We start from the raw sequence: 25,531 nt of genomic DNA on the forward strand, positions 1-25,531 counted from the left end.
GGGGAGATGCTGGCCGAGGTCGGGGAGACGGCCGGGGCGCGGGAGGCGTTCGGGCGGGCGGCCGAGCTGGAGCCGGGCGCCGCCGGGGCGACGCTGGTGCGGGCCGGGGTGAGCCTGGAGAGGGCGGGCGATCTCGACGGGGCGCGGATGGCCTTCGAGGGCGCCGCGCGGGACGCGGACGACTGGGCGGCCGTCGCAGGCCGGGCCCGGCTGGGGACGGCGAGCGCCGACGAGCTGCCCTGGGGGCTCCTGGCGGTCGGGGACGACGAGGGCGCGCTGGCCGCGCTGGGCGTGGTCGCGGGCGGGCGGGAGGCGGCCGAGCTGATGCTGGCGCTGCACCGCGAGGACGTCGGCGCCGTGCGGCGGCTGCTGACCGAGCGCCCGTCGGCCGGGGCGTTCGCCGAGACGCTGAAGGCGGCGCGCGAGATCGAGGACGTGACCGAGGAGCTGTACCGGCTGGTCGTCGAGCTGGCGGAGCCGGCGCAGGCGGCCGAGGCGAGGATCGGGCTCGGACGGCTGCTGTCGGACGCGGGCCAGCACTGCCGGGCGGAGCTGTGCCTGCTGCCCGCGACCGGGGAGGCGGCCACGGCGGTGGCGGCGTGGCGCGCCGTCGGGGTCGCCCGGCAGCGGCGCGGGGACCTGCCCGGCGCCGTGGAGGCCGTGCGCGCCGCCATGCCGGACGCGGCCCTACAGCTCGCCGGGCTGCTGGAGGAGCTCGGCGACGTGGCCGGCGCGCGGGCGGCGCTGGAGGCGGGGGCGGCGGCCGGTGAGCTGGAGAGCCTGCGCCACCTGCTGGTGCATCTGCTGGAGCAGGGCGAGTACGACGCGATCCCGGCGGAGGCGGAACGGGCCACCGGAGCGGGGGATCCGCAGACGGTGGCCATGGGGTACTGGGTGTGGGGTGACGCCTGCCGGTCCACCGGTGATCTGGCGGGCGCGGTGAAGCTGTACCGGCGGGCGATGGAGGCCGGGGACCCGGACGTGGTGCCGGGCGTGCGCGGGGACCTGGCGCAGGCGCTGCGGGCGCAGGGCGACGGCGGCGCGGCGGCCGAGCAGGCGTGGCTGGCCATCGAGACCGGCGACCCGGAGACCGCCGGACGGGCGGGCGTCAACCTGGGCTGCTGGCTGCACGAGGACGGCGACCCGCTGGGCGCGTCCGACGCCTTCGCCGCGGCGGCCCAGGCGGCCCCGGAGGACGCCGGGTCCGACGTGGCGCGGACGGCGCTCGGGAACCTGGCGGTGCTCGCCCGGCAGGCCGCCGAGCGGGCCGAGCACCAGCTGGCCGTGCAGATCCTGTCGCGCATGGGCAGGCACGCCGCCGAGACGGCGCGGGAGCTCGGCGGCGCGTGCGACGACCCCGCCGCCGTGCGGGCGTACTTCGAGCTGGCCGGGCACGGGTCGCTGACCGAGCTGGAGGTCGCCGGGCGGCTCGCGGAGCTGGGCGAGACGGCCCAGGCGCGGGCCGTGTACGAGCGGCTGGGCGCGGACGCCGACGCCGACGTGCGGTTCGTGGCCGGCGGCAGGCTGCTGGAGCTGCTGGACGAGCAGGGCGACGAGGACGCCTTCTACAGCCTGGCCGAGCGGCAGGCCGGTGACGCCGACAGCCCGGCGCGCGGGGTGTTCGGCAGCCTGCTCGGCATGCTGCAGGAGCGGCAGGGCGACACCGAGGCGTCGCTGCGCACGCTGCGGGCGGCGGCGGCGACGGGCGCGCCGGCCGCGCTCGCCACGCTGGCGCAGGCCCTGGTCGGCGACGGGCAGGTGGCCGAGGGCCGGCAGGTGTACGAGCGCGTGGTCGCCGGGGACGACGCGGAGCTGGCCGTCCGGGCGATGGTGGCGATCGGGCACACCCACCACGACGACGACCCCGAGCGCGCCCGGGCGTGGTACGTCAGGGCCGTGGAGGCCGGGGAGGGGCACGCCGGCGCGCTCGGCGCGATGTACCTGGGCGCGCTGGCCAAGCGGGTGCGCGACTTCCCCGAGGCGCTCGGCTGGTACCAGCGGGTCATCGACGCGGGCGACCCGGAGTCCGGCATGGCCGCGGCGCACCTGGGCGAGCTGTGCTACTGGCTGGGCGACCTCGACGGCGCGCTGCGCTACTACGAGCTGACGCTCGGCCTGACCGACCGGCCCGAGCTGGTCGCCGAGGCGGCCTGCCGGGCGGGCGAGATCCGCTACCGGCACGGCGACCTGGCCGCCGCCCGCGCTCTGCTCGGCCGGGCCGCGGAGACGGGCGACGCGACGTTCGCGGGGGAGGCGGAGATCCTCCTGGGCAAACTTGCGGTTGATTAAATGACGCCATAGTCTCACCTAGTCAAACATTTGAGGTGAGACGATGGCCAAGGCAGGACGACCACCCCTGGATCCGGCGCGCCAGCTCGAACGGGCGCACCGGATCCTCGACGCCGCCGCCGAGCTGATCCTTCGCTGGGGCTACGACAAGACCACGATCGACGACGTGGCCGGGCACGCCGGCGTCGCCAAGGGCACGATCTACTTGCACTGGCGCACCCGCGACGCGCTCTTCGCCGCGCTGCTGCGCCGTGAGCGGGTGCTGATGGCGCAGGAGGTGCGCGCGGCGGCCCCCGCCACGCTTCGGGAGCTGGTCCGCGAGCTGGCCGCCGCGCTGCTGCGGCGTCCGCTGATGAAGGCGCTGCTCACCGGCGACCGCGAGGTGCTGGGCAAGCTTCGCGCGCAGAAACCGGACATCCCGGCGGCGCCGCTGCTCACCGACGCCTTCGAGGACTATTTCGGCAAGCTGGACCGGCAGGGCGCGCTCCGGGCCGGACCGGCGGGGCCCGAGCGGCTCGCGGTCGTCGGGGGGGGGGTCTTTCGGGGTCTGTTTTTCCCCGCCGCGGTGCTCCCGCCCCCGCCCCCCCGCCCGGCCTGTTCCGAGCGCCGCCCCGGGTTGTCTCGGGCCGGGATTGCCGCCTGCTGCGGGGTGGCGTTTCGCAACCGGCTCGTCTGCCCATCGGGAGCCCATTTCATGGCGGGCTGAAAACCGTCCCCAGCTTCGCCGGACGCCAATCAGAAATGGCCCACCGAGCCACCGCATCTGCCACTCCACCCCCAAATGACGGGCTGCCACAACCGTCTCGCCCGCAGACCGGTCGGCGGGCGGCGGCGAGCTCAACCCCGTCGCACGGACGGTATTAAGGACGGGCCCGATCGGGCGAAGGTCGACAAGGAAGATCGCGGCCTCGATTTGCATCGTGAGCTGGGCGAACGGGGCGAAAGCCCGCCTTTTCCGACGAGTGAACCGATGCTTGCCCTGCGCACTAGTAGCGCTTGACGGTATAAAAAGGATGCATGAGATGGCGAGACCGCTACGGCCTTCGGCGGCAGCGCGGCCCGAAGATCGCTAAGTTCGATCGTGAGGCGACGGACGCCGACATCGAAGCGCTGATCGCCTTCGCCCGGTCGCGGCGTGGCGTGGAGTTCTACGTCGAGCCCGAGACGTTCGCGACCGACACCACCGCCGTGGCCGTCGCCGACGACGGGGAGTGGACGCGGCGCCGGGTCGGCTCGCCGTCTGTGATCCACAAGGTGGCGCGCGATCTCGCTCTCCCAGTCTACGACGTGCAGCTGACCGGGTATCCGCCCCGGATGCGGGCCTACAACGAGCGACGGCGGCGCGAGGAGGGCGGCCTTTGACCCGCGGCCGCACCCCGTTCCCGAACGCACGCCGACAGGCACCGGCCCGACCGAGGAACGGCAGCGGCTGCGCGAGGCGAAGCCCCTGCGGCAAGCCGTGCGCGGCGGGTCCCCGTACCGGGCCTCGCGAGACAGACCCAGGCGTGCCAGTGAGCAGTATCCGAGTAGTGACCCGATGACCGATCTCGGACGGTGAAGCCGTTGGGCTTGGCCACCGTGGAGGCGGTGATCTCTGGGAGGTGGCGGATGGCCGAGGGGGTGCTCAAGCACGGACTGCCGTACTACACGGTGGGCGCGGGCAGACCGCTGGTGGCGCTGCGCTGGTTCGCGCCGGAGCACGCCAACCCCACGGGATGGGCGCGCAGGGCCGAGCTCAGGGTGATGAGCCCGCTCGGGCGCCACTTCGCGGTGTACGCGGTCAACCGCGCACCCGGGATGGCGGCGGGCACGACCATGGCGGGGATCGCCGCCCAGCACGCCGAGGCCCTGGCCGAGCGGTTCGGCGAGCCGGTGGATGTGCTGGGCATGTCGTCCGGCGGGTCGGTGGCGCTGCAACTGGCCGCCGACCACCCGGAAGTCGTCCGGCGGCTGGTGGTGGCCGGAGCCGCGTACACGCTGACTCCGCGCACCCGCGAGGTCCAGCGGCGATATACCGAGGCGGTGGCGGCCGGCCGCCGGGGCGCCCACCATCAGGCGCCCGTGGTCGGCAGGACCGCGCTCACCCGGGCGCTGATCCGGCCCATGATGTGGGTCGCCGATCCCCTGATGCGCCCGGCCGATCCTCTGGACATGCTCCACTTCGCCCAGGCCGAGGACTCCTTCGACGTCCGCGACCGGCTCGCCGGCATCAGCGCGCCCACGCTGGTCGTCGGCGGTGAGCGGGATCTGGCCTACCCGGTGGAGCTGTTCGGGCAGACGGCCGAGCTGCTGCAGGACGCGCGCCTGGTCCTTTACCCGGGCACGAGCCACCTTGGCACGTTCTCCCACAAGCGGTTCGCCGGCGACGTGGCGGAGTTTCTGGGCGGCTAGGCGCATGCCGGGTCGCTTTCGCCGAGGCAGCCGAGCAGGGGGACGAGCCAGCCTATGTGGGCCTCGCCCATCGCGGTGTCGAGCTCGGCCGGTGTCGGGAGGCGGGCGCTGACCATGCCGGGTGAGAGCAGGTTCTGCAACGCGTGCATGAGCAGGTTGGCCATCGAGTAGTGCGGGTCGGCGGTCAGGGCGCGTTCGAGGGCGATGGTGGCGGTGATGCTGTCGCCGGCTCGCCAGGCGGCCATGGCCAGCAGCGTGGCCACCGGCGGGACGTAGGGAGGTTCGAGGCGGCGGGTGAGGTCCTCCCAGAGGGCGGCGTGGGAGTCGTCCATGAGCGTCCAGGCTTCGTCGCGCACCCTGATGACGGTCAGGTCGAGGCCGAGCCGGGAGGCGTCGGCGTCGCTGAGCCGGCTGCCCGCGTCGAGGGCCGCGTGAAGTCTGGCCAGGCCGTCGGTCACGAAGCGCCGGGCGAAGACGTCGGGGTCGGGGGCGGCGGCCAGTGCGGCTGTCAGGTCGGCGACGGCTTCGGAGGTCGCCCTGCGCATCGCCGTCCGGACGGAACCGGTGACGGGGGCGAGGGTGCGTTCGAGCGCTTGGCGGTCGGGGAGGGCGACCATGCCGCGCACGGTCGCCTCGGCGGCCACCCGGCTCGACATCGGGTCGTACGGGGTGCCTTCGGGCGGGCAGCAGCGGGGGCTGTCGCAGACGTAGGACCAGTAGCGGCCGTCCTCCGCCCGCATGGCCTCGGCCACCTCCACGCCCGCTCTGGCCGCCACGGCTCTGGCCTCGTCGACGGCCGGGGTGACCCGCTCGCCCGGGCCGTAGCCGATGACGACGATCTGGGCCAGCTCCTCGCGGGCGACCAGGGGCACCAGCGGCTCCAGGGTGCCGGGCGGGAAGGGCAGGCCCCAGCGGGCCGCGACCTTGGCCTGGCCGTCGGCGAGACCTATCACGATGAGGCTGTCGGCCGGGTGGAACCCCACCAGGTAGGGCACGGCGGCCAGGATGTCGGCGGGGCTGGTCAGGGTGAGGCAGGGCTCGGAGGTGTTCGTCGTCATGGGCATGGAGGATGCCGGGGACGAGGGCCCGCGGGGCGGGGTGCAACAGGTTCTGTGGACGGGCGGCGAGGCGGGGAGGCGGCTGTGGACAAGCACCGGCAGCACACGCCAGTGCCCCGGCGCCCGCGCCGCAAGCACCGGCCGGCGGCCGGTGAGTGGGCGGCCGGTGGGAAGCGGGCACGGGCAGCGGAACCGAGCCGCCAGGCCACCAGCGAGGCCAGCGAGGCCAGCGAGGCCGGGTCTAGCCGCAGGTTCCCATCGTGATCAAGGGCGCTCGGCCGCCGGGGCCGGGGGGCCGGGCGAGAGACGGTGCCGGACGAGCAGGGCCGCGCCCGCGACCGCCGCCGGCATCGCGAGTACCGCCACGAACGGCACCAGGAACAGCACGAACACCACCACCCCGAACCCGAGCGACGCCGCCTTGTTCCCCCGCAGCAGCGCGAACCGCTGCTTCCTGACGAGCCCCCGCCGCTCCAGCGCCAGCGTGGTCAGCTCGACCGTGAGGAAGAACCCGGACACGGCCGCCCCCAGCACCGGCACCACCGTCTGCCCGATCACCGGCACGAACCCCAGGAAGAACAGCGGGATCGTGAACAGCAGCACGTACCCCAGCGTGACGAGGCTGTCGCGGATGGAGCGCGGCAGCGTGCGCCACCACGGCTGCTCCTCGGCGTCGGGCAGCGGGTCGGCGGCGGCCGACAGCTTCTCGTAGAACGGCTCCCCGATGGCGAGCGTGAGCGCGGCGAAGGTGAGCACGGCCAGGGCGAGCCCGCCGAGGAAGAGCGCGACGGCGACAGCCGTGCGGAACGCCTCGCGCCACGACCAGGAGTCGGCGAACGGCGTCAGGAACTCGGCCAGCGTGGTGGCGTTCGTGCCGAGGAGGAACAGCGCCGCCACGTAGACGGCGAACGCGATGATCGCCGGGATGAGCCCGAACAACCACCACCGCCCGTTTCTGGCGGCCCAGCCCACACCTTGCAGGAAGAAGCCGACGCCGGTGGCGAAGTCGCGCAATGATCGCATGTCGCAAACGCTAGCGCCAGAGCGGCGTTACCGCGTAGCCGAGCTCGTCGAGCAGGGAGCGGAGCAGCGGCAGCGACAGGCCGAGCACGTTGCCGTGGTCGCCCTCGATGCCGTCGACGAACCAGCCGCCGCGGCCTTCGATGCTGAACGCCCCGGCGAGGTTGAGCGGCTCGCCGGTCTCGGCGTAGGCGGCGATCTCCTGCTCGGTGGGCTGGCCGAAGTGGACGACGGTGGTGGCCACCTCGGCGGCCTGTCGGCCGGTCGGCACGTCGATGACGCAGTGGCCGGTGACGAGCCTGCCGGTGCGCCCGCGCATGAGCCGCCAGCGCTCGACGACCTCCTGGGCCGAGGCGGGCTTGCCGTAGGCGCGTCCGTCGAGCTCCAGGATGGAGTCGCAGCCGATGACCAGCCCTTCGTCCAGCCCGGCGGCGACCGTGGTGGCCTTGGCCTTGGCCAGCACGAGGCTGAGCGCGGCGGGCGAGTGGGCGGTGAACGCCTCTTCGTCGACCCCGCTCACGATCACCTTGGGGTCGAGACCGGCGCTGCGCAGCAGGGCCAGGCGGGCGGCGGAAGCTGAGGCCAGAACGATCACCGGATCAGCCTACCGGTCACCATTCGGGGTGCGGTGACCGCGTACGCGCGGACGGCTCGCCGAGGAGCTCGGCGAGCAGGGGTTCGAGGGCGCCGGGGGCGGCGGCACGCTCGCGGTGCAACTCCCCGGTCATCTCCTGGGTGGTCATGTCGGCCCGTTCGGCCCGGTCGGCGAGCAGCGACATGATCATGGGGGCGAGCAGGAGCAGCACCTTGACCAGCGCGGCGGAGTCGAGGCCGGACAGGTCGGCGAGCGCGTCGGCGGCCTGGTCGACGCCCTGGCCGCCGAGGACGTGGGCGAGGATGTTCTGCCCGTCGCGGGCCAGCGTCGCGACGTCTCCGTTGAAGGGGTCGGCGTCGACGTGCTCGTCGAGGGCGGTGCGCAGCGCCTCGGCCCCGTCGGGGTGCTCGGAGCTGCGCGCCATGCCGGCCACGATGACGCCGGTCGCCGCCTGAAGGACCTCGCGCACCGTGGCCTGGTCGGTGCCGAGCATCCCGGCGAGCTGCTCCAGGCCGGGATCGCCGAGCTCGGCGACGAGCTGGTCCGTCAGTGTCACGCCAGTCCTCCCGATCGTCGTTCCGGAGGTCGTTCCCCGGTGCGGGCCGAGCCTACGTCGGGCCCTCGCTAACTTTTGGCCAAACCGGCGGCGCCGTAGGCGGTGGCCTCGTCGAGGGTCTCGTGCTTCAGGAGGGCGGCCACGATGCCTTCGAGCTTGTCGCGGTTGTCGCGCAGGATGCGCACCGCGTTCTCGTAGCATTCGTCGACGATCCGCCGGGCCTCCTCGTCGACGATGGCGAGCGTGGCGGGCGAGGCCTGCGGCTGACCGTCGTTCGGCAGGATGGTGAGCGGGCCGACCCTGGCCGACATGCCCCAGCGCCCGACCATGCCGCGGGCGATCATGGTGACCTGTTCCAGGTCGTTCTCGGCGCCGGTGGTGATGACGCCGAACACCACGTCCTCGGCCGCCATGCCGCCGAGCGCGCCGGTGATGCGGCCGCGCAGATACTGCTCGTCGTAGGCGTAGCGGTCGGTGTCGGGGGTGGACAGCGTGACGCCGAGCGCCCGGCCGCGCGGGATGATGGAGATCTTCCTGACCGGGTCGGCGCCGGGCTGCAGCATGCCGAGCAGGGCGTGCCCGGCCTCGTGGTAGGCGGTGCGGGTGCGCTCGTCCTCGGGCATCACGATGCTGCGGGCGGCGCCGAGCTGCAGCTTCTCCAGCGCGTCGGCGAAGTCGGCCATGCCGACCTTCTCCTTGCCGCGCTTGGCGGCCAGCAGCGCCGCCTCGTTGACGAGGTTGGCCAGGTCGGCGCCGGTCATGCCGGGCGTGGTCTTGGCGAGCCGGTCCAGGCTCACCTCGCCGTCGAGGGGCACTCCCCTGGAGTGCACGCCCAGGATCGCGGTGCGGCCGGCCTGGTCGGGCAGGCCGACCTGGACGGTGCGGTCGAAGCGGCCGGGGCGGAGCAGGGCCGGGTCGAGGACCTCGGGGCGGTTGGTGGCGCCGATGACGATGACGCCTTCGGCCCCGGAGAAGCCGTCCATCTCGGTGAGGATCTGGTTGAGCGTCTGCTCGCGCTCGTCGTGGCCGCCGATGCCGCCCGCGCCGCCGCGCGCCCGGCCGATGGCGTCGATCTCGTCGATGAAGACGATGGACGGCGCCACCTTGCGCGCCTCCTCGAACAGGTCGCGCACGCGGGAGGCGCCGACGCCGACGATCATCTCGATGAACTCCGACGCGCTGGCCGAGAAGTACGGCACCTTGGCCTCGCCGGCCACGGCCCTGGCGAGCAGCGTCTTGCCGGTGCCGGGAGGGCCGGCGAGCAGCACGCCCTTGGGCAGCTTGGCGCCGAGCCTGCGGTACTTGTCGGGGTCCTTGAGGTAGTCGACGATCTCGACGAGCTCGTTCTCCACCTCGTCGATGCCCGCCACGTCCTCGAACGTGACCCGCACCTGCCCCGCTTCAACCGGTTTGGCGGCCTTTGACTTGCCCAGGCCGCCGAGCCCGCCGCCGCCCATCATGCTGGCGCCGCGGCGCATGATCCAGATCCACAACCCGGCCAGCAGCAGGACAGGCAGCAGTGCCAGCAGGAGGTTGAGGAAGAAGCCTCGGCCCGACGTGAGCGGCTCCGCCTTGATCTCCACGCCCGCCGCACTGAGCTGCTGCGAGAGCTGGTCGGTGTTGGCGAAGGTGGGGATCTCGGTGCGGAAGTCCGTGTAGGACTGGTTGCCGCTGCCGGGGTCCTTGGCGGCACTCTTGAGATGGCCCTCGACCGACAGGCCGGTGGCGTAGATCTCCTTGACGTTCTTGCCGTTCACCTGCTTGGTGAACTCGGTGTAGGAGACCGTCTCGACCTGGCTGCTGTCGAAGAAGGACGAGACGAAGAAGAACGCCGCGTAGACGACCAGCAGGGTGATGGCGAACCGCCACCAGTTGATCTTCGGGCGGCCACCTGGGGTGCCGGGCAGCCCTTCCGCCCGCCAGGGCGGCTTGACCTTGCCCTTCTTCGGCACCTGCGGCGATCCAGTCCGTTCCACGGCGTCACTCCCCCATATCGCCGCAATGATGATCTCTAGCCTAGGACACGCACCCCGGAGACCACGCGCGTGATGTCGCGCCACCTCTTTCTCTGCGTGTCAGGCACTGTCACAAACGCCAAACCCGGCTTGGCCATTCCGCCGTCGGCCACCACGACCGCGGCCCGCGAGCTGCGCTTGCCGTAGGAGACCTGATAGACGAGCATCCAGCCGCGCTTGACCGGCTGGGAGGCCAGCCAGCGGATCTTCGCGCCCTCGGGGTGGTGGTTGAGGGTCCAGCGGGCGGCCAGCAGCGCCGTGTCGCGGGCCGACTTCTGCGGCTCGATCGGCACCGGGCAGCTCACCAGCATGCCGCGCCGGCTGTCGCCGCGCTGCTTGGGCAGCACCTGCTTGCTGGTGAACGGGGCGGCGCCGTACGTCTTCCACGGGCGGCCCAGGTCCGGCAGGGCGAGGCCGGTGCGCTTGTCCCTGATGACGCGCTTGGCCGGGGCGGGCAGCTTCAGCCGCCTGACCTTGCCGGGGAGTCTCGGCAGGCGGGCGTCGGCGTGCAGGGCCTCCATGGCCGTGTAGCCGGGAGCCAGCGAGGCGCCCGGCTCGGGGGTGGGCCGGGCGATGGGGGTGGAGTCGACGGCGACGGGCGTCGGCGCCGGGTCGAGGGAGGCGGGCGGAGCGGACGAGGCGGGGGCGGCCGATGGCGCGGCGATCGGCCGCCGCCCGTCCTCGTCCGAGCCGGAGGGGAGCACCAGCACCACCGCGACGACGGCGACCACCACCACGGCCGCGGCCGCGGCGAGCCAGCGGTAGATCACCCCCATGCGCAGGTCCCCGATGCGGGAGCGCTTGGGCGGAGGGCTGCCAGGCCGGATCTTGGTCTTCACTCGGGCACCCTCTGTCCCGTCTTCCCCATCGAGCACGACCGGAGCGTACGGCATAACAGGCCATTAGGTGGTGGAAGCTATGGAAGTGTCATCATGACAGCGTGGAACAGGTAGAGCTCCGCTTCGACCACGCGTCCCGGGCGGCTCAGACGCACACCAACCTGTCGGCGATCCGGCAGAGCCCGTACGGACTGTGGGTGGCCGGCGACGAGACCGCCACCTTCGAGCACCTGACATGGACCGGCGACCACTACGGCGACCAGCGCGGCTACCGGCTGACCGACTATGTGGACCTGCCGGCGGGCCCGGAGGACGAGGCCGACATCGAGGGCCTGGCCAGGGCGGACGGCTTCCTGTGGCTGACCGGCTCGCACGGGCTCAAGCGCAAGAAGGTCAAGTCGAAGGACCCCGACCGGGCCGCCGAACGGCTGGCCACGGTGGTCAGGGAGGAGAACCGGTTCATCCTGGTCCGGCTGCCGCTGGACCCGCGGACCGGCACGCCGCTGCCCGGCGCGATCATGGCCGGTCCGCGCGAGCTCACCGGCCATCTGCGCGACGACCCGCACCTGGGGCCGTTCCTGGGGCTGCCGGGCAAGGACAACGGCTTCGACGTGGAGGGCATCGCGGTCACCACCGGCCGCGTCTACCTGGGGCTGCGCGGGCCGGTGCTGCGCGGCTGGGCGGTGGTGCTGGAGCTGCGGCCGCAGGAGGCGGGCCGGGGCCGGTTGAGCCTGGCCGAGCCGTACCGCAAGCACTTCCTGGACCTGGGCGGGCTCGGGGTGCGGGACATGTGCCCGGACCGGGGCGCGCTGCTGCTGCTGGCCGGGCCGACCATGGACCTCGACGGGCCGGTGCGGGTGGTGCGCTGGCGGCTCGGCGCCAGACGGGAGCGCCTGGTGCCGGCCGACGAGCTGGAGACGGTGCTGGAGCTGCCCCACGGCGTCGGGTGCGACCATCCGGAAGGGCTGGCGCTGCTGGACGACGGGCGGCTGATGGTGGTCTACGACAGCCCGTCGCCGGCGCGGATCACGCCGGCGGGCGGGGTGCTGGCGGACGTGTTCACGATCTAGCGACGCGTCCGTGCAGCCAGGGCGCGTCGGCGACGAACGTGCACGAACCCGGCTCGATCTCGGTGAACCCGGCATCGCGGACCACCGGCAGCCCGGCGGCGGCCATGGCGTCGAAGGACTCCCTCCCGGCGGCGCGCACGGACACGGTCAGGCCGCTCGCCCGCCAGGCGTCGCGCCCGGCGGCGTCGCTGGCCCACCAGGCGAGCTGGGCGGCGTGCCCGGCCTGCGCCATGGCCTTGCCCGCGGACATGGCCAGGCGGGAGTTCTCCCAGAGGACCGGCGGCCCGGCCGGCCCCGGCTCACGCGTGTCGGTGAGCTCGGTGCCGGACACCTGCAGCCGGGCCAGGTCGCGGGGCCAGTCGTCCAGCGGCACCGGCGGGTGGACGCGCACCTCGGCGCTGCGGTGCTCGACGGTGCGGCCGGGCAGCGCGAGCGCCCTGCGCCACTCGGCGCCCCTGGCCCGCCGCACCACCTTGCGGATCTTGCCGGTGGACTGCCACGCGTGCAGCTCGGCGGCCCACTCACCGGGGTCGTCGAGCAGGCTCAGCACGGCGGAGGCGGCCGCCTCCAGGGCGTCGGTGCGCTCGGGGGGCGTGGCCCGTTCGATCCGCACCACCAGGGGGAGGACCATCAGCTCTGCGTCGTTCATCGCCTCTTACTATGCCTGATGGCCAGTGACATGCCGGTGGCCAGCAGGCAGAGGGCGCCCGACACGTACCAGGCCACGTCGTACTCGCCGAGCTGGTCGCGGGCGAGCCCGGCGCCCACGGCGGCGATGGCGGCGCCGACCTGGTGCGCGCCGAACACCCAGCCGAACACGACGGCCCCGTCCGCGCCGTAGACGCTGCGGCACAGCGCGACCGTGGGGGGCACGGTCGCCACCCAGTCCAGTCCGTAGAACACGATGAAGATCAGCATGCTCGGCTCGGCCGTGGCCGCGAACAGGCTCGGCAGCACCATCAGCGACAGCCCGCGCAGCCCGTAGTAGACGGCGAGGAGAACCCGGGGGTCCACCTTGTCGCTGAGCCAGCCGGAGGCGACGGTGCCGGCGATGTCGAAGATGCCGATCACGGCCAGCAGTCCGGCCGCCATCGGCTCGGGCATCCCGTGGTCGTGCGCGGCCGGGATGAAGTGGGTGCTGACCAGCCCGTTCGTGCTGGCGCCGCAGATCGCGAACCCGCCGGCGAGATACCAGAACGGCCGCGTGCGGGCCGCCGACCGCAGCGCGGTGAGCGCCCGCACGGCGGCGTTCACGGCGGGAGCCTCGGTACGGGGCGCGTCCGGGTCGGCGCCGAGCGCGGTGGTGCCCACGTCCTCGGGCCGGTCGCGGAGCAGCCACCAGACGAACGGCACCACGGCCAGGGCCGACCCGGCGACGGCCAGCGAGGCCACCCGCCAGCCCGGCCCCTGCGCCAGCTGGGCGAGCACCGGCAGGAAGATGAGCTGCCCGGTGGCGCCGGCGGCGGTCAGCACCCCGGTGACGAGCCCGCGGTGCCGGACGAACCACCGGTCGGTCACCGTGGCCGCGAACACGAGCGCCATGGACCCGGTGCCGAGCCCGACGAGCACGCCCCACAGCAGCAACAGGTGCCAGCCGGCCGTCATCAGGACCGTCAGCCCGCTGCCCACGGCGACGAGGAGCAGCGCCAGCGAGACGACCCGGCGCATGCCGAAGCGGTCCATCAGCGCGGCGGCGAACGGCGCGGTCAGGCCGTAGAGCACCAGGTTGACCGAGACGGCCAGCGAGATCACGCTCTTGCCCCAGCCGAACTCCTCCTGCAGCGGCGTGATCAGCACGCCGGGGGTGGCGCGGAAGCCGGCCGCGCCCAGGATGGCGACGAACGCGACGGCCGCGACGAACCAGGCCCTGTGCAGCCGGGCCGGCCTGGTGGGGGTGGTGCTCAAGGTCATGCGCCAATCCTGATTCATCAGGACGAATGACCGCGAGTGGCCGGTTGGCCATGATGTGAAAGAATCCGGCCATGCCGCAACAGATGGCGCATCGGATCGTGGTCGTCGTGCTCGACGAGTTCGCCCCGCTCGATCTGGGCGTTCCCGGCCAGGTGTTCTGGACCGCGGAGTCGCCGGCCGGGGAGAAGCTGTACGAGGTGGTGACCTGCTCGCCCGGCCGCGCGCCGGTGCGCTGCTCGGCCGGCTACAGCGTGCTGCCCGACCACGGCCTCGACGTGCTCGACAGCGCCGACACGGTCCTGGTCACGGGCGTGCACGGGGGCCAGGTGCTGCGTGACGGCACGATCCCGGGCGAGCTGCGCGAGGCGCTGCGCGGGCGGCCCCGGGTGATGTCGATCTGCACGGGCGCGTACGTGCTGGCGGCGGCGGGGCTGCTCGACGGCCGGCGGGCCACCACGCACTGGCGTGACGCCGCCCGGTTCGCGGCCTTCTTCCCGCAGGTCAAACTCGACCCAGACGTGCTGTTCATCGACGACGGCGATGTGCTCACCTCGGCGGGGGTGGCGGCCGGGCTCGACCTGTGCCTGCACGTGATCAGGCGCGACCACGGCAGCGAGGTGGCCAACCGCGCGGCCAGGCGGTGCGTCATGCCGTCGTGGCGGGAGGGCGGCCAGGCCCAGTACATCGAGCGTCCGCTGCCGCCCGCCGGCGGCGGCACCGGCGGCGGCACCGGCACCGCCGCCACCCGCGACTGGATGCTGTCCCGGCTGGACGCGCCGCTCGACCTGGAGGCGCTGGCCGGGCACGCCGGGATGAGCGTGCGCACGTTCACCAGGCGCTTTCGTGAGGAGACCGCGATGAGCCCGGCCCGCTGGCTGATCAGGCAGCGAGTCGAGCACGCCCGCCGCCTGCTGGAGACGACCGACCTGGGGGTGGAGGAGGTGGCGCGGCGGGCCGGCTTCGGTTCGGCCGTCTCGCTGCGCCAGCATCTGCACGCCGCCGTCGGGGTTTCGCCGCTGGCCTATCGGCACACGTTCCGGCGTGCCTAGAATCGCCCGGAAAGATCCACTACGAGAGGGGTGGTCGCGTGAGCGGCTCCGAGCAGGCGCCCGCCGGGATCGACGTGCGGGTGCCGAGCGTCGCGCGCATGTACGACTACTACCTCGGCGGCAAGGACAACTTCGCCGCGGACCGCGAGGCCGCCGAGCAGATGATCGAGATCGGCCGCCAGATGGGCAACGACGCCCGCGAGATCGCCCGCGCCAACCGCGCCTTCCTGGGCCGGGCCGTCCGCGTGCTGACCGAGGCCGGCGTCCGCCAGTTCGTCGACATCGGCGCGGGCCTGCCCACGCAGGACAACGTGCACCAGGTGGCCCGGCGGCACGCCCCCGACTCGCGTGTCGTCTACGTGGACAACGACCCCATCGTGCAGGTGCACGCGCGGGCGCTGCTGGCCGGTGACCCCGCCGCCATCGCCGTGGAGGGCGACCTGACGGACCCCGACGCGATCTTCGGCGACCCGCGCGTCACCGGCCACCTGGACCTGACGCGCCCGTACGCCGTCCTCATGGTGGCGGTGCTGCACTTCGTCCCGGACGACGCCGAGGCGGCCCGGGTCACCGCGCGGATCCGCGAGCGGCTGGGGCCGGGCTCCCACCTGGTGCTGTCGCACATCTACGCGGGCGACGCCGACGACGGGGTGGCGCGCTCCGGCCAGCAGGTCTACGCCACGACGGCCGCGGGCGGCATCGCGCGGCGCGACCGTGACCAGATCGCCGGCTTCTTCGGCGACCTCAAGCTGCTGGAGCCGGGCCTCGTCCCGGTCGCCGACTGGGACCCGCAGGCGCCGCCGGCTAAGGCCGACCTGACGCGGCCCGGCATCCTGGCGGGTGTGGCCCGCGCCTAGCCGAGCCGGGCGCGGGCATCGGGTGGACGATGCCCGCCTGTTTCCTGACCGAGCTGTGCGCGCCGTCGCGGCCCACCGGGGAGCGGGTGCGGATCTCGCCCGATCCAGCCACGCGGACGGCGACGCCCTCGGCGTCCCGGGTGAAGCCGGCGACCTCGCGGCCCCGGGCGACGGCGTCCGTGATCACCGGGCGCCTCCGGCGGGGGCGGGCACGGCGGCCGCGAGGGCGTCGATCGCCTCGCGGAGCAGGGGGACCAGCGCGAGCGGCGGGTCGGCGTGCAGCCAGTGCCCGACCGCCGCCTGCACGGCGGCCGTCACCGAGGCCGCCACCAGGTGCGGGTAGAGGTCGCGCGTCACGTCGGTGCCGGTGCGTGCCGCCACGGCCGCCGCGAACTCCCCGTCGGCGGCGAACGCCACCTTCAGCGACTCGGCCCGCATGGTGGAGTCGCCCGTGAGCAGCCGCATCGCGGCCAGCAGCGCCGGGTCCGGCGGCTCGGACGCCCGGCCGCCGTCGCCCCACGGCTCGGTCATCGCGTGCCCGATCGCCTCCCACAGCGGCTCGTCCCCGGGCCGCTCCCGGAGCACCTCGGCGGAGCGCCGCACCCGGTCGGCGTGCCGCGCGGCGAGCGCCTCGTACTTGCTGGAGAAGTAGTTGTTGAACGTCCGCGGTGACACCCCGGCCTCGGCCGCGATGTCCTCGACGCGTACGTGCTCCATCCCGCGCTCCAGCGCGAGCCGGAGCGCGGCCAGCGTCAGCGCCTCCCTGGTGGCCTGTTTCTTGCGTTCCCGCAGTCCGCTCATGCGGCCAGCATATTGCTGATCACGCAATATTGCGTATTCCGCAATAATCAGTCGAAGAGATCCGGCTGCTCCCGGATGATCTGGTCGTGCAGCGGCTGGAAGCTCACCCAGCCCGCCAGCTCGGTGCCGACCTGCCCGTGGGTGAGCTCGGCGTTGGCGGGCTCGATGGGCACGACCTGCCCGGCGGCCTTGGCGACGAGCTGCACCTGGGCCGAGCGTTCCATGGTGACGAACCACCACACGGCCGAGTCCACCGTCTCACCCACCGTGAGCAGGCCGTGGTTGCGCAGTACGACGGCCTTGTTGCCGCCGAGCGCGGCGGCGATGCGCTTGCCCTCCTCCACCTCGGTCACCACGCCCGTGTAGTCGTCGAACAGCGCGTTGTCCCGGTAGAACGCGCAGGCGTCCTGGGTGATCGGCTCGATGGTCTGGCCGAGCGCCGACAGGGCCCGGCCGTACACCGAGTGGCTGTGCGCCGCCGCGACGACGTCCGGCCTGGCCTGGTGCACCTGCGAGTGGATGGCGAACGCCGCCCGGTTGACCGGCCGGCCGCCCTCGACGACGTTGCCGTCGTGGTCGACGAGCAGGAGGTCGCTGACCGTGATGTGCTTGAACGACATGCCGAACGGGTTGACCCAGAAGTGGTCGGTCAGCTCCGGGTCGCGGGCCGTGATGTGCCCGGCGATCCCCTCCTCGAAGCCGAACTTGCCGAAGATGCGCAGCGCCGCCGCGAGCCGCTGCTTACGGTGCAGCCGCTCCTCCTCCAGGCTGTCGAACGTCGGAGGCAGACGGAAGTCGAGGTTGTCCGGCATGGCTCTCCCCTGAGTTTCAGAACCCGGTTCTGAGCGCACACTAACGCGGGTCCGGCACGAAGGACATGCTCGATGCCCTACGCGTACCGATGCCATCAAAAATAGACATATACATTAAGGGCTCCCTTTCTTGCGCAGCGGGTGTTATTTCCCCTATCAGGTAACCCGTATAGGGGATCTGTAACCGCACAACAATCGCCATTGGCGCGTTCCGCAGGGAAGATGGCGAATGTCCCTTCGCAGGGTTGGGCGGTGATCGATCATGAGTCCCTGGGCCGAGGACGAACTGGCCCGCGGCTGGCACAGCGCGTCCCACCTACGGCAATCCTTGCTGGCCGGGCATCCGGTGCCACGGCTCCCGCCGCAGACCGTACGTCTGCACCCCGACGAGATCCTGCACGGAGATACCGAGCTGGGCCACGAGGTGTGGTACGGCATGGACGTCACATATACCCATTCGACGACCGCTTTCGGCGGGCCCGTGTTGTTCACCGCCGGCCTGCTGGCGAGCGCGGCCGGAAATGCCCGCCGGCGACGCCGGGCCGAGGCCATGGCCGCTCAGCAATGGCGGTTCCAGGGCCACAACCGCACCATGCTGACCAACCACCGGCTCATGGCCTTCGCCGCGGACCGGTGGATCACCTGGGAACACCGGGCCATCGTGGAGTTGTGGCCGGCCCCGCAGAACTTCACCTTCACCCTGATCTTCAGCGGCATCGACCCGCTCCGGCTCACGGGGCCCGGCGCGCCATGGTTCAGCGTTCTCCTCGCGTTCCAGCTCTACGGCCCCGCGTTTCTCGCGGAACGCCCCGAATTCCAGAGCATGGGCGGCCGCGCGCTGTCACCCGGGCAGGGCCAAGTGATCGAAGAGCGTCGCGAGCGCGGCACCTGAGGAGACTCGGCAGGAGGAACCCGACCCTTCATGACCTCCATACACGCGACCGAGTTCGAGGACCTGCTCCTGTCCTTGGTCAAGGGGACGGCCGGCTCCCCGCAACTGGAGGGACTGCTCAGCACCGACGAGCGGTCCCGCCGCGACGGGGCCTTCTCCTTCCTGCGCAACATCATGGACCACATCTCCGACTACGAGTACCAGCAGAACGATGTCACCTTCATCGAGGCCTGCGATCGCGCCATTGCGGAACTGACGGGGGAAGCGGACGCGTCGCGGCTTCCCATCGCGGGAATCCTGGCGCTGATAGCGCTCAACGCCAAGCTGCTCGAGAGACGATTCGCCCGCCCGGACCGCGCCCTGCACAGGGCTGCCGACGCCTACTGCAGGAACCTGTTCACGACGACAGCCATCAAGCAGGTCGTCCACATCATCTACGGGCCGGCGGAAACGGAGGGAACCGCGTTCGAAAGGACGAGCTGGCGCCAGATCAACCCGGACACCTTCGACTACCACAGGGCCGGCACGACGTCGTTCATCCTCAAGGCGACCACCACGGAGCCCATCGACGAGTCCGGCGCCGAGCGCAAACTCGCCGTCAAGTGTGTGCTGTTCCCTTGGAACAAGCTGACCGCCATCGCCCAGGCGACCGACGAGTACGCCCGCGTCTACGGTGGCGCGCGGACACCGTCGCTGGTGGTGCATCCGATCGCCTCGACGGAGCGCTGGATCCTCATGCCCTTCCAGGAGGGGCGGACTCTCAGCGAGCAACTGGCCGCCATGGAGGACCGCACGCCGCCGGCTCCCCTCCCGGAACGGCTGGCCGCGTGCAGGGAGATGGCGGGCAGGCTAACCACGGCCTTGCACCGGCTCGCCTCCGAGGCTCCGGTCGATCCGGCGAGGCAGGAGAGCCAGCACTTGGACCTTTCGCCGAGCAACATCCTCATCGCGGCGGAGTCGGGCGACATCAAGTTCATCGATCTGGGTGCGAACCATCTCTACAGCCGCCAGGTCGGCATCGCGGATCACGACGACTCCGTCTACATCGCCCCGGAGGTGAAGAACAAGGGAACGTCCCCCTCCGCCGACGCCTACTCGGTGGGGATCATCCTCATTCAGATGATCTGTGGCTACCCTCCCCGCGACGGCCGCGCCCCGGACGAGATCTGGCAGCTGAGCCCCGACCTGGGACGCGCGCTCGAGGACCTCATCGAGGAGGATCACCACAAGCGGCTACTCCTCCTCCCGGACGGTCCGGCGACCTTCGCGCTGATCGGCACGTTTCTCGACCATGCCATTGAGCTGGCGCAGAAGGAGCCCGACGCCAGCGCTTCCGAGCACAGAAGGCGGCTCGCACGCGCGCTTCCGACCTCGATCGAGGTGTCCACGCAGTATTCCCAGTGGAGGCTCAGCAAGCGACTCGACATCGTGCGGGCCGAAGACGGGTACCTGCTCCTCTTCGCCTTCCTTGCGACCGCGTGCTGGTGGTTCATCCTGGCGAAGACGGCGTTGTTCAAGCTGGACGACATCGTGACGCTCGAAATGGACGACCTGCCGCGCGGGGTCGAGCTCGCCGCGCAGATCATCGCGCTGAGTCAGGGACTGATCGGTGCCAAGTTCTATCAGACCATCCTGGCCAGGCTGACGGCCCGGCGAGTTCCGGGCACTCTGGCCAGAATAACCGAGGCCAGTATCAGGCTCATGCCCTTCGTCGCCCTCCTCACCACCATCACGTCGGTCTTCTGGATTCCGGCGCTGTGGGCGTGGGGTTGCGCGGTCGGGGCGGCCCTCGTGGCCGTGTGCAACTGGCTGACCCTGACCCTCACCACGCGCATGTACCAGGCCGGGCTGGAGGCTGGGCTGTCCACCGTCCCGCCGGTGGGCGAGCTCCGGGCGCGTGGCTACGAGCAGTGGTGGTGGACGATGCTTCTCTACGCCGTCGTCATCACCGTCATCGCGGCAGGGTTGCAGACGGGTCTGATGAAGGACCTCTGGGCGTACGTGTTCGGCCTGGTGCTGATCAGTGTCGGCATCCATTACATCTCGAAGTTCGTCGTGGCCGGGCCCGGTGTCCGGGCGGAGCTCGCCCGGGCCTTCGCCGCGGGCGAGCGGGTGGCGATTCTCGACGCCCGTGAGGGAGGTCAGGTCAAGCAGTGGCCCCCGCGCTGGTGACCAGGCCGCCGACGCATGACGCACGCCTTCACCTGACCCGCTCGCCGCGCCGCCGTCTCGACTCTCCTGCGCATGATCCCTAAAATGCGCGGATGCGGAAATTATCCCTACTCCTCCTGGCCACGGCGCTGACCGCCACCAGCGGCGGCGTCGCATCGGCGGCCCCCACGGCCCCGCCGATGGACCTGGCCCCCTATGCGAAGGGGCGCTCGCAACCGGTCCAGGACCCGGTCTACCCCGCATACGGCAACCCGTCGATCGACGTGCTGCACTACGGCCTGGAGCTGGGCTGGCAGCCGTCCGGGCGGAGCCTGACGGGCACCGCCACGCTCACCGTCCGGGCGGTGGAGCGGCTCAGCGAGATCCGGCTCGACTTCGGCCGCGCCCTCAAGATCGACGAGGTGACCGTCGGCGGCAAGGCGGTCAAGCCCCGGCACCACAAGGACGACCTGACGATCCCGCTGCCCGCCCCGCTCGCCGCCGACCAGGGCGCCCGGGTCGTGATCCGCTACCACGGCGTGCCGAAACCCCACAAGTCCGGGCAGCGGCGTATCGACCTCGAACTGCTCGGCCTGCGCTCGGCCGCCGACGGTTCCGCCTGGGCGCTGCAGGAGCCCTTCGGCGCGTTCACCTGGTTCCCGGTGAACGACCACCCGTCGGACGAGGCGCTCTACGACGTCGCCATCACCGTCCCCAAGGGCTGGGCGGGTGTCTCGCACGGGAAGTACCTGGGCAAGAGCGAGAAGGGACGCGAGGCCACCTACCGCTGGCAGTCGACCGAACCCGTCGCCAGCTACCTCACGCTGTTCACCGCCGACAGGTACCGGCTGCACCGGGACAAGGGTCCCCGCGGCATCCCGATCACCTACTGGACGCGTAAGGAGGACGACAGGATGCTGCGGGTGGCGCGCGGCTTGCCGGACCTGATGCGCTGGATGGAGAAGAAGGCGGGACCGTACCCGTTCCCCAGCGCCGGGGTGGTCGCCACCAGCGAGTCCGGCATGGAGACCCAGCAGATGATCGCCCTCGGCGGGCACTACATGCGCCCCCGGATCGTGCTGCACGAGCTCGCGCACCACTGGTTCGGCAACAGCGTCGGCCCGCGCACCTGGAAGGACGTGTGGCTGAACGAGGGCTTCGCCATGTACTTCGAGATGCAGTGGACCGCCGACCACGAGCCGGGCACGATCGAGGACTTCATGTCCGGCCTGCGCGTGCGCGAGAAGCACATGCGCCAGGAGATGGGCCCGCCGGGTGACTACCGGCGCGACTGGTTCGCGGGCAGCAACGTCTACTACGCGCCCGCGCTGATGCTGCACGAGATCCGCAAGCAGATCGGCGACGAGAGGTTCTTCGCCATGACCCGCGCCTGGGTCCAGGAGCACCGCAACACCGGCCAGGACCGGGCGTCCTTCACCGCCTGGGTCAACCACCACACGGGCACGGACTTCACCGCGCTGATCGACGCCTGGCTCGACTCCAGGACCAGCCCCGAGAGCTAGCCGGTGGCGCCGCCTCCGAGCGAGGCGGCGTCAGCGGCCGTCAGGCGGGCGGGAGAAAACGCTCTTTCGGCAGAGCGGCGAGTGAAAGGGTGGAGCTATGGGGATTCGAACCCCAGACCTCCTCCATGCCATGGAGGCGCGCTACCAACTGCGCCATAGCCCCTTGCGATGCGTGCATCAGTCTAACGGACTCCGCTCACCTCTCTGTACGCCTTTATCCGGCGGCGCACTCCGCAGCGCGCCGCCGGACAGCGTTTCAGGAGGTGACCGCGCCGGCCTTGCCGATGAGGTCGGCCAGCTCGCTCACCATCGGGTCCTCCGCCGCGCCGGACAGCCGCCTGGCGTGCTCGCCCAGCGCGGGCAGGTCGAGCCCGAACGCCTCCCTGTCCCGCATGTAGAGGGCGAACGCGGCGGCCACCACGTCGACCTGCAGGCGCAGGGGGGCGCCCCGCCACAGGGCCTCGGACAGGTCGCCGACGCTCACCGCGCCGCTCGCCTCGCTGGGCACGCGGGTGTCGGGGTCCTGCCAGCGCACGGTCGCGGTGGCGAGCTGGCCCTCGGCGCCGGCCTTGAGTCGTACGGAGTACAGCGCGGTGACGGCATGCCCGGGGCCGATCTCGCCGCCGTCACGCGAGTCGTCGCGGAACTCCTCGGTGTCCAGGGCGCGGTTCTCGTAGCCGAGGAGCTGGTAGCTCTCCACCACCGACGGGTTGAAGACGACCTGCGCCTTGGCGTCGCGGGCGCGCAGCTCGATGCTGGCGGGCAGCTGGGTGGCGAAGATCTTGTCGGCCTCCTCCTGGGTGGAGACGTACACGGCCGCGCCGTCGCCGTTGTCGGCGAGCTGTTCCATGAGCTCGTCGCCGTACTCGCGGCCGACGCCGACGGTGAGAAGGGTGATCTGCCGTCCGGCGTGCTCCTTGACCCGGTCGAGAATCGCCTGCCATGCGGTGCTGCCCTGGTTGGCCAGGCCGTCGGAGAGCAGGATGACGCGGTTCGTGGCGGCGGGGCGGTGCGCGGCGGCCGCTTCCCGGTAGCCGAGGACGAGACCGGACTCCAGGTTCGTGCCGCCTTCGGTGCTGAGCTCGTCGACGGCCCGGTGCAGGTCGTCCCTGGCGGTGAGCGGGGTCATCGCCGCCAGCACCCGGGCCTCTTCGCTGAAGGCCACGATGGAGACCTGGTCGCCGGGGGCGAGCTGGTCGAGCAGCGTGTGCAGGGCCTGCTTGACCAGGTCGAGGCGGCCGGTCTCGGCCATGGAGCCGGAGACGTCGACGACGAAGGTGAGGTTGGCGGGGCGCCGGGCCTCGGCGGACGAGCGGCGGGTCTGCAGGCCGACGCGCAGGACGGCCCGGCCCGGCTCGTCCAGCAGGGCGCCGTCGGTGTGGACGGTGAAGCCGTCGTCCCGGGGTTCGGCGTAGTCCTGCTTGAAGGAGTTGACGAACTCCTCCGGGCGGATCCCGCCGGGCTCGGGCCAGCGGCCCTCCTGGAGGGTGCGGCGCGTGTAGGCGTACGAGGCGGTGTCCACGTCCAGGGCGAAGGTGGAGATCTGCGCCCGCGTCGTGTCCTTCTCCTGGTCCTGCCGGTCTTCCCGGCTCTCCTGGTTCTCCCGGCTTTCCTGGTTCTTCTGGTCCTGGCCGGTGGTCGCCCGGGGTACTTCTTGGGGGGCCGCTCGTTCGCCGGCGCTGGGCCGGCCTCCCGGGCCGCCGCACGCGGCGAGCGCGAGCAGCCCAGCGATTGCGACAGTTGCCATCAAAGGACGAAATTTCATCAGCTATTGCCACCTCCAGGCCCTATGACGGCCCTGGCCCCCGGGGTGGCCGGGCCGGTGACGTAAGCGACGGCAAACCGCGATCCACGCGTGATCGATTGTGGTGAACCGGTGATATCCGGTAGGCATTGTCGTCGTGCGCGTCTATTTGGGGTTGGCCGCAAAGGGCCACGAGATTCCCGCCCGTGTCCTGGACAGGGTCCGATCCGTTATCGAGACCGCCTTCCCGGTGCCTGCCGAGGTGATCCGGGGCGGCGAGTGGCACGGCCGGGAGGTGTCGCTGTTCGGCTGGTCGAACGAGCCCGACGACTCCCGGCAGCCTCCGCTGATCTCCGAACGCGGCGGCCGCGTGCTCGGGCTGAACGGCCACCTGGCCGATCCGGCCGACGCCGCCCGGCTGCTGGACGATCCGTCGGCAGGCGACGTGGGCGGCTGCTTCTCCGCCTGGGTGGCACGCGACGGCGAGCTGGCCGCCGCGACCGCGATCAACCGCGTCTGTCCCGTCTTCTACGCCGAGACGCCCGACCTGCACGTGGTGGGCAGCCGGGCGCTGCTCGTGCACCTGGCCGCCCGGCAGGACGACCGGATCGACCACGACGTGCCCGCCCTCCAGACGATGATCCGGCAGGGCTTCTTCCTGTCGGACGAGACGCCGTACCGGGGAGTGACGGCGCTGCGCCCGAGCTCGCGGATCGACGTGCGGGACGGGCGCCGGACGATCACCGAGACCCCGCTGCCGCAGGCGGCGGGCTGGCCCGACACGGCGCGGCGCAAGCGGGCGGCGATCGGCGAGCTGGCCGACGCGCTGCTGGCGACCGTGGCCCCGCTGCGCGACCTCGGCGAGCCGGTCAACCTGGCGCTGACCGGCGGGCGCGACACCCGCATCCTGGCCGCGCTGCTGCACGCCGCGCGGGTGCCGTTCCGGGTCACCACGAACGGCCTCGACACGCATCCGGACGTGATCCTGGCCCGGCAGATCGCCGCCCGGCTCAAGGTCGAGCACACCGTGATCGCCCCGCAGCAGACCGCCGAGCGTGACGCCGTGCTGGTGGAGCACCCGCTGAGCCGGGCTTGGGAGACGCTGCGCACGTGTGAGGGGATGACCTCGGCGTACGAGACGATCGTGAGCTACCTCCCGTACTCCAGCAAGGCCACCATGTCCGGGCAGAGCGGCGAGACGCTGCGGGCGGGCAGCCTGAACCTGCTCCAGACCGACCTGAGCGACAAGGCCCTGCTGCGCCGCATCAACAACACGTTCTACAAGGACGAGAAGCTGTTCACCGCCGAGGCGAACGAGCACGCCCGCGAGCTGGCCAAGCCCTGGCAGGCCCGGCCGGACCGGCTGGAGGCGCTCGACCACATCTACATCTGGTACAAGGTCGGCCGCTGGCAGGCCAGCGCCCGCGCGGGGTCGCTGCGGCGGGGCGACCCGGTCCGCCCGTTCCTGGACAACCGGGTGGTACGGGCCGCGCTGGCGCTGGACCAGGGCTGGCGGCTCTCGGAAGAGGTGATTTATTCGCTCATCTTGAGATTCGCCCCGGAGCTGCGGGACGTCCCCATCGAAGGCAAGCCGTGGCGGTTCGTCGAAGGGATGGCGCCGCGACGCTGGTGGGAGCGGACGCACGTGCCCCCGCCGCACATGCCGACGGCCAAGACCGGCGGCGGCTGGAGCTGGCGGACCAGCCCCGGCCCCGAGCTGACCGACGTGCTGCGGCAGCAGGTGCTCGGCAACCTGGACGCGCTCACCCCGATCGTGAACCCGGACGAGGTGCGCGCCCTGTTCGCCGACCCGGTGGTCAAGAAGCCCGCCACCGCCTGGCACCTCTACACGGTCAGCACGCTCCTGACCGGCGCGTACCCCGGCAAGGAGCCCGAGGGCCTGGAGCGCATCGCCGTGTCCAAGCCCGCACCGAAGCCCTGAACAGGCCCTGAACAGC

21 protein-coding genes, 1 tRNA gene and 1 pseudogene are annotated in these 25,531 nt (G+C 72.1%); 11 read left to right on the top strand and 12 right to left on the bottom strand.

Going from position 1 to position 25,531, the window contains the following annotated elements:
• The 4 genes and pseudogenes from ADY59_RS51385 to ADY59_RS14670 form a co-directional block, all read left to right on the top strand.
• A pseudogene (locus tag ADY59_RS51385) lies at positions 1-2,289 on the top strand (hypothetical protein); the annotation flags it as partial.
• Positions 2,290-2,332: 43 nt separating this feature from the next.
• Positions 2,333-2,995, top strand: a complete 663-nt coding sequence (locus ADY59_RS47535) for a TetR/AcrR family transcriptional regulator (RefSeq protein ID WP_053174763.1) — start codon at positions 2,333-2,335, stop codon at positions 2,993-2,995.
• A 311-nt stretch (positions 2,996-3,306) separates the two neighbouring features.
• Positions 3,307-3,651 (top strand): hypothetical protein, encoded by a 345-nt coding sequence (locus ADY59_RS14665; protein ID WP_049562454.1) that lies wholly within the window; start codon positions 3,307-3,309, stop codon positions 3,649-3,651.
• A gap of 225 nt (positions 3,652-3,876) precedes the next feature.
• On the top strand, positions 3,877-4,680 hold the full coding sequence (locus ADY59_RS14670) for an alpha/beta fold hydrolase (RefSeq protein WP_231618717.1): 804 nt from the start codon (positions 3,877-3,879) through the stop codon (positions 4,678-4,680).
• Here ADY59_RS14670 and ADY59_RS14675 read toward each other — a convergent pair.
• The 6 genes from ADY59_RS14675 to ADY59_RS14700 form a co-directional block, all read right to left on the bottom strand.
• On the bottom strand, positions 4,677-5,738 hold the full coding sequence (locus ADY59_RS14675; RefSeq protein ID WP_049562562.1) for a DUF4192 domain-containing protein: 1,062 nt from the start codon (positions 5,736-5,738) through the stop codon (positions 4,677-4,679). The genes ADY59_RS14670 and ADY59_RS14675 overlap by 4 nt on opposite strands.
• 264 nt (positions 5,739-6,002) lie before the next feature.
• The gene (locus ADY59_RS14680; protein ID WP_049562457.1) at positions 6,003-6,761 is read right to left on the bottom strand and encodes an EI24 domain-containing protein; all 759 of its coding nucleotides are present in this window, start codon (positions 6,759-6,761) and stop codon (positions 6,003-6,005) included.
• Positions 6,762-6,771: 10 nt separating this feature from the next.
• Complete coding sequence (locus ADY59_RS14685) at positions 6,772-7,353, bottom strand: Maf family protein (protein WP_049562459.1); 582 nt, start codon at positions 7,351-7,353, stop codon at positions 6,772-6,774.
• 16 nt (positions 7,354-7,369) lie between these two features.
• The gene (locus ADY59_RS14690; protein ID WP_049562461.1) at positions 7,370-7,909 is read right to left on the bottom strand and encodes a DUF937 domain-containing protein; all 540 of its coding nucleotides are present in this window, start codon (positions 7,907-7,909) and stop codon (positions 7,370-7,372) included.
• Between the two features lie 68 nt (positions 7,910-7,977).
• On the bottom strand, positions 7,978-9,885 hold the full coding sequence (gene ftsH / locus ADY59_RS14695) for an ATP-dependent zinc metalloprotease FtsH (RefSeq protein WP_049562463.1): 1,908 nt from the start codon (positions 9,883-9,885) through the stop codon (positions 7,978-7,980).
• Between the two features lie 35 nt (positions 9,886-9,920).
• Positions 9,921-10,763: a hypothetical protein gene (locus tag ADY59_RS14700; protein WP_049562465.1), complete on the bottom strand. Its 843-nt coding sequence runs from the start codon at positions 10,761-10,763 to the stop codon at positions 9,921-9,923.
• A gap of 101 nt (positions 10,764-10,864) precedes the next feature.
• Between ADY59_RS14700 and ADY59_RS14705 the strand changes: the two genes are divergently transcribed.
• Positions 10,865-11,833, top strand: a complete 969-nt coding sequence (locus ADY59_RS14705; protein WP_197093641.1) for a DUF3616 domain-containing protein — start codon at positions 10,865-10,867, stop codon at positions 11,831-11,833.
• On the opposite strand, the gene ADY59_RS14710 is transcribed toward ADY59_RS14705, so the two are convergent.
• Together ADY59_RS14710 and ADY59_RS14715 are read right to left on the bottom strand one after the other, a co-directional pair.
• Positions 11,823-12,482, bottom strand: coding sequence for an aminoacyl-tRNA hydrolase (locus tag ADY59_RS14710; protein WP_049562468.1), 660 nt, complete (start codon positions 12,480-12,482; stop codon positions 11,823-11,825). The genes ADY59_RS14705 and ADY59_RS14710 overlap by 11 nt on opposite strands.
• Positions 12,479-13,744 carry an MFS transporter gene (locus ADY59_RS14715; protein WP_049562470.1) on the bottom strand — a complete coding sequence of 422 codons (1,266 nt, stop codon included), beginning with the start codon at positions 13,742-13,744 and terminating at the stop codon, positions 12,479-12,481. The genes ADY59_RS14710 and ADY59_RS14715 overlap by 4 nt, the downstream gene beginning before the upstream one ends.
• A gap of 71 nt (positions 13,745-13,815) precedes the next feature.
• Here ADY59_RS14715 and ADY59_RS14720 point away from each other — a divergent pair, with 71 nt between their 5' ends.
• Positions 13,816-14,793, top strand: a complete 978-nt coding sequence (locus tag ADY59_RS14720) for a GlxA family transcriptional regulator (protein ID WP_049562471.1) — start codon at positions 13,816-13,818, stop codon at positions 14,791-14,793.
• A gap of 38 nt (positions 14,794-14,831) precedes the next feature.
• Positions 14,832-15,650 carry an SAM-dependent methyltransferase gene (locus tag ADY59_RS14725; RefSeq protein WP_049562473.1) on the top strand — a complete coding sequence of 273 codons (819 nt, stop codon included), beginning with the start codon at positions 14,832-14,834 and terminating at the stop codon, positions 15,648-15,650.
• Between the two features lie 183 nt (positions 15,651-15,833).
• On the opposite strand, the gene ADY59_RS14730 is transcribed toward ADY59_RS14725, so the two are convergent.
• Positions 15,834-16,451, bottom strand: a complete 618-nt coding sequence (locus ADY59_RS14730) for an acyl-CoA-like ligand-binding transcription factor (protein WP_049562474.1) — start codon at positions 16,449-16,451, stop codon at positions 15,834-15,836.
• A gap of 47 nt (positions 16,452-16,498) precedes the next feature.
• Positions 16,499-17,359 carry a class II aldolase/adducin family protein gene (locus tag ADY59_RS14735; RefSeq protein ID WP_082310106.1) on the bottom strand — a complete coding sequence of 287 codons (861 nt, stop codon included), beginning with the start codon at positions 17,357-17,359 and terminating at the stop codon, positions 16,499-16,501.
• Between the two features lie 166 nt (positions 17,360-17,525).
• On the opposite strand from ADY59_RS14735, the gene ADY59_RS14740 reads away from it, so the two are divergent.
• The 3 genes from ADY59_RS14740 (at position 17,526) to ADY59_RS14750 (ending at position 21,829) form a co-directional block, all read left to right on the top strand.
• Positions 17,526-18,155 (top strand): hypothetical protein, encoded by a 630-nt coding sequence (locus tag ADY59_RS14740; protein ID WP_049562478.1) that lies wholly within the window; start codon positions 17,526-17,528, stop codon positions 18,153-18,155.
• A 30-nt stretch (positions 18,156-18,185) separates the two neighbouring features.
• Positions 18,186-20,327, top strand: a complete 2,142-nt coding sequence (locus ADY59_RS14745; protein ID WP_049562479.1) for a protein kinase domain-containing protein — start codon at positions 18,186-18,188, stop codon at positions 20,325-20,327.
• A gap of 92 nt (positions 20,328-20,419) precedes the next feature.
• Positions 20,420-21,829: a M1 family metallopeptidase gene (locus ADY59_RS14750; protein ID WP_049562481.1), complete on the top strand. Its 1,410-nt coding sequence runs from the start codon at positions 20,420-20,422 to the stop codon at positions 21,827-21,829.
• A 90-nt stretch (positions 21,830-21,919) separates the two neighbouring features.
• Here the strand turns inward: ADY59_RS14750 and ADY59_RS14755 are convergent.
• Together ADY59_RS14755 and ADY59_RS14760 are read right to left on the bottom strand one after the other, a co-directional pair.
• A tRNA-Ala gene (locus ADY59_RS14755) sits at positions 21,920-21,992 on the bottom strand.
• Positions 21,993-22,085: 93 nt separating this feature from the next.
• Positions 22,086-23,576 carry a vWA domain-containing protein gene (locus tag ADY59_RS14760; RefSeq protein WP_197093642.1) on the bottom strand — a complete coding sequence of 497 codons (1,491 nt, stop codon included), beginning with the start codon at positions 23,574-23,576 and terminating at the stop codon, positions 22,086-22,088.
• A gap of 247 nt (positions 23,577-23,823) precedes the next feature.
• On the opposite strand from ADY59_RS14760, the gene ADY59_RS14765 reads away from it, so the two are divergent.
• The gene (locus ADY59_RS14765; RefSeq protein ID WP_231618718.1) at positions 23,824-25,515 is read left to right on the top strand and encodes an asparagine synthase-related protein; all 1,692 of its coding nucleotides are present in this window, start codon (positions 23,824-23,826) and stop codon (positions 25,513-25,515) included.
• Positions 25,516-25,531 lie beyond the last annotated feature (16 nt).

The sequence above is a fragment of the Nonomuraea sp. SBT364 genome, assembly GCF_001083785.1.
Taxonomy (GTDB): Bacteria; Actinomycetota; Actinomycetes; order Streptosporangiales; family Streptosporangiaceae; genus Nonomuraea.

Coding starts and splice junctions, on each gene's coding strand:
- ADY59_RS47535 (WP_053174763.1), top strand. CDS start 2,333: ATGGCCAAGGCAGGACGACCACCCCTGGATCCGGCGCGCCAGCTCGAA.
- ADY59_RS14665 (WP_049562454.1), top strand. CDS start 3,307: ATGAGATGGCGAGACCGCTACGGCCTTCGGCGGCAGCGCGGCCCGAAG.
- ADY59_RS14675 (WP_049562562.1), bottom strand. CDS start 5,738: ATGACGACGAACACCTCCGAGCCCTGCCTCACCCTGACCAGCCCCGCC.
- ADY59_RS14680 (WP_049562457.1), bottom strand. CDS start 6,761: ATGCGATCATTGCGCGACTTCGCCACCGGCGTCGGCTTCTTCCTGCAA.
- ADY59_RS14710 (WP_049562468.1), bottom strand. CDS start 12,482: ATGAACGACGCAGAGCTGATGGTCCTCCCCCTGGTGGTGCGGATCGAA.
- ADY59_RS14715 (WP_049562470.1), bottom strand. CDS start 13,744: ATGACCTTGAGCACCACCCCCACCAGGCCGGCCCGGCTGCACAGGGCC.
- ADY59_RS14720 (WP_049562471.1), top strand. CDS start 13,816: ATGCCGCAACAGATGGCGCATCGGATCGTGGTCGTCGTGCTCGACGAG.
- ADY59_RS14730 (WP_049562474.1), bottom strand. CDS start 16,451: ATGAGCGGACTGCGGGAACGCAAGAAACAGGCCACCAGGGAGGCGCTG.
- ADY59_RS14735 (WP_082310106.1), bottom strand. CDS start 17,359: ATGGCATCGGTACGCGTAGGGCATCGAGCATGTCCTTCGTGCCGGACC.
- ADY59_RS14740 (WP_049562478.1), top strand. CDS start 17,526: ATGAGTCCCTGGGCCGAGGACGAACTGGCCCGCGGCTGGCACAGCGCG.
- ADY59_RS14745 (WP_049562479.1), top strand. CDS start 18,186: ATGACCTCCATACACGCGACCGAGTTCGAGGACCTGCTCCTGTCCTTG.
- ADY59_RS14750 (WP_049562481.1), top strand. CDS start 20,420: ATGCGGAAATTATCCCTACTCCTCCTGGCCACGGCGCTGACCGCCACC.
- ADY59_RS14760 (WP_197093642.1), bottom strand. CDS start 23,576: ATGGCAACTGTCGCAATCGCTGGGCTGCTCGCGCTCGCCGCGTGCGGC.